This window comes from Acinetobacter sp. YH12046 (genome assembly GCF_013419905.1).
Lineage (GTDB): Bacteria > Pseudomonadota > Gammaproteobacteria > Pseudomonadales > Moraxellaceae > Acinetobacter.
On the sequence record NZ_VOZF01000062.1, the window covers coordinates 1 to 3,154 of the forward strand.

Consider the following 3,154-nt stretch of genomic DNA (forward strand, 5'->3'; position numbering starts at 1 on the left):
TTCGATTTCGTATAAGGTGTATTATGTTAATTTTAGGGGAACTTAATTCTATAGGTGATACCAATGGACAAAAAGATAGAAGATAAAACTAAAGATATTAATGAAAAAATTCAAAAATTGGATTTAGCTATCCAAGAACTAATAGAAACTACAGACAATTTTTTTATTAATGATAAGTACTATGGAATTGAATGCGCTTTTATTTTAGACCATGCACTAAATATTAAAATGCACTTTTTCAACAAGTATCCAGCATTTGCACCACCTCACTTACGAGGAGTAGAAAATTATGATCGAATTATACATATTAGAGAAAATAATCCTGAAGATAAGCTAGAACAAATTTCTCCTCTTAAAGACTAAATTTTCTAATCTCGTACTTAGAATCCCCTACCATTTAACATAATGGTGGTTATACGAAATTTCAAAAAAATACAGTAAAAATGGGAGCTTAAGGCCACTGCTGTCCCATAAATATAACAAGTGTTAGCAGCAGTGTAAAAATAACCCTCTAACGGCATTTTAAAACTGACCCCCTTGGTTAATATAGCGGTCTTTTTGGACTGCTCAACATGTTAACTTTGGAGCAAGCAGTGACCATCCAAATTCTTCATCAACAAGGTAAATCCATTAAAGCCATTAGTCGTGAACTTGGGGTATCCAGGAATACCGTACGTAAATATTTACGGCAAAACACCACACCTCAGTATCGGCGTACACAACCTAGAATAAGTATTCTTGATCCATATAAACCCTATTTGCTTGAACGTGTAAATGCAGCTCATCCTGAATGGATTCCTGCCGTTGTGCTCTATAAGCAGATTTTAGGGTTTGGATATCCAGGAAAGATCAGGATATTGAGGGAATATCTTGCAACATTAAAACCCGTTGCCAAATCAGAACCCGTCATTCGTTTTGAAACCCAACCTGGTCAACAAATGCAGGTTGATTTCACCACGATTCGACGTCACCATACGACTTTGAAAGCCTTTGTGGCCACATTAGGTTATTCCAGAGCAACCTTCGTGAAATTTTATGATCATGAACGGACGGATGCATGGATCGATGGTCTGGAAAATGCATTTCAGTTCTTTGGGGGCGTACCTCAGGAAATCCTGTTTGATAACGCTAAAACGATCATGATTGAACGGGATGCCTATCAGGAGGGGCAGCACAAATGGAACCCCAAACTGCTCGATTGTGCCAAGAAATATGGCTTTCGCCTCCCGCGTATGTAAACCCTACCGCGCACAGACCAAAGGCAAAGTTGAACGCTTTAATGGATATCTCAAATCAAGCTTTATTGTGCAATTGAAAGCAAGCCTTAAGACTTCAGGCTTATTGTTGGATGTTGATGTTGCTAATGCCCACATTGGTCGGTGGTTGCATGAAACCGCCAATCAGCGGATTCATGCAACCACGCAAGAAAAACCAGCTGTTCGACTGCAGCAAGAGCAGCAAAGATTCGCGCCATTACCGCAATCAAATACGGTTTCCAGCATTGTGCCTGTTACAGCGGCACCGCATGTGATGCCCTACGAGAGTTTGCAGCATCCATTATCAGTATATGACCAGTTGCTGGGAGTTTCCTGATGAATCTGCAATTGGCGGAGTGATTTCTCAAAATGGCAAGTTGATGACAATTTTTCCGCTGGATGAACAACTTTTGGTTGAGGCACGTATTTCACCGCGAGATATTGCTTTTATTCATCCTGGGCAAGATGCACTGGTGAAGATCACCGCGTATGATTATTCTATTTATGGTGGGTTGAAAGGAAAAGTTTCTATTATTTCTCCAGACACCTTGAGAGATGAAGTTAAGCAAGATCAATTTTATTATCGAGTGTATATTCGAACGGATTCAGGAAAATTGATGAATAAAGCAGGCAAACAATTCAGTATTACTCCTGGCATGGTTGCAACAGTCGATATTAAAACAGGGGAGAAAACGATCTTAGATTATCTAATAAAACCATTTAATAAAGCGCAAGAGGCTTTAAGAGAAAGGTAAGCGTCCGCTGAACCCCACACTCTTTGAGTGGAACGTTCTTTAAAAAAACGTTCCACTTTATTGAATATTTATCAATACCGCATAGCTCGATGCAGGGTGCTATCTTCAGATATCTTATTTAACATAAAATGAAGTTATGCGACTTCAGAATGACCTAATACTTGAGAATAAATATGACCCAAAAAATACTAGATCGATTTTCTTCACTAATAGAAGAAGGTGATTCAATCTATCAAAAATGTGAAGCCGCTGGATCTGGTTATAATCCTGAATTACAATCAGCTTTTATCGAATGGCAAATGAAATCTAAAAATATATTAAGCATTACTTGTGGTGAAAAGTCACATTATTTGTCTCAGTTTGATAAAAATCTTAAAGCAGGAATGGGGGATACAAGAAAAGCAATATTAAATCGCGTGATTCCAATTTTAAGAGCGGCAGAAGATGATTTAAAAAATGGTTTTCTAATCACAATCAAAAAACTAATTCAGTCAGAGGTTTTTGATAGTGAGTTGGATCAAGCACAGCATTTCCTTGATTCAGGTTATAAAGTAGCTTCTGCTGTCACTGCTGGTGTAGTTTTAGAAACAGCAATTAAAGAATTAGCTAAAAATAACGGAATTGATATTTGCCAAGAAGGTACTACTAAACCTAAAAAACTTGATGCTCTTAATTCTGAATTAAAAAATGCTAATATCTATAGTGCTCTTCAACATAAGCAAGTTTTAACTTTGGCACATATAAGAAATAAAGCTGCTCATGGGGAGATTGAGGAATTTAATGATAACGATGTACAGAATATGATCCGAGATGTTGAAAGATTCTTACTTGAATATGCTTCTTAATACAACAAAAAAAGAGTCCACGTTATCTAATGGTGGACTCTAGTTCCAAATTTGAGACTAATAGAGTATCTATTTTCCAGATATTGAAATCATAGCCACGCAGACTTGCGTAGGTTTGACTGATACGCAAGTCGAGTAGCGGTCTGATTTCCGCATAACTTATGTTATGTTACTTGGGATACACTTGACGGTAAGATAATTTATTATTGCAACCGTCAAGTGCAGCACCAACGATATTATTGTAGGGTGCTGTGTTTAGATATCCTATTTAACATAATCAATGTTATACGAAATACAG

At 37.3% G+C, this 3,154-nt stretch carries 2 protein-coding genes and 2 pseudogenes; all 4 read left to right on the forward strand.

What is annotated here, in order from left to right; all coding sequences use genetic code 11:
- Positions 1-63: 63 nt before the first annotated feature.
- The 4 genes and pseudogenes from FTU03_RS15760 (at position 64) to FTU03_RS15775 (ending at position 2,856) form a co-directional block, all read left to right on the forward strand.
- Positions 64-363: a hypothetical protein gene (locus FTU03_RS15760; RefSeq protein ID WP_179989178.1), complete on the forward strand. Its 300-nt coding sequence runs from the start codon at positions 64-66 to the stop codon at positions 361-363.
- Between the two features lie 209 nt (positions 364-572).
- A pseudogene (gene istA, locus FTU03_RS15765) lies at positions 573-1,593 on the forward strand (IS21 family transposase).
- Positions 1,594-1,606: 13 nt separating this feature from the next.
- Positions 1,607-2,011 (forward strand): annotated as a pseudogene (locus FTU03_RS15770) (HlyD family efflux transporter periplasmic adaptor subunit); the annotation flags it as partial.
- 173 nt (positions 2,012-2,184) lie between these two features.
- Positions 2,185-2,856, forward strand: coding sequence for a DUF4145 domain-containing protein (locus FTU03_RS15775; RefSeq protein ID WP_179989177.1), 672 nt, complete (start codon positions 2,185-2,187; stop codon positions 2,854-2,856).
- The last annotated feature ends 298 nt before the right edge of the window (positions 2,857-3,154 follow it).

Coding starts and splice junctions, on each gene's coding strand:
- FTU03_RS15760 (WP_179989178.1), top strand. CDS start 64: ATGGACAAAAAGATAGAAGATAAAACTAAAGATATTAATGAAAAAATT.
- FTU03_RS15775 (WP_179989177.1), top strand. CDS start 2,185: ATGACCCAAAAAATACTAGATCGATTTTCTTCACTAATAGAAGAAGGT.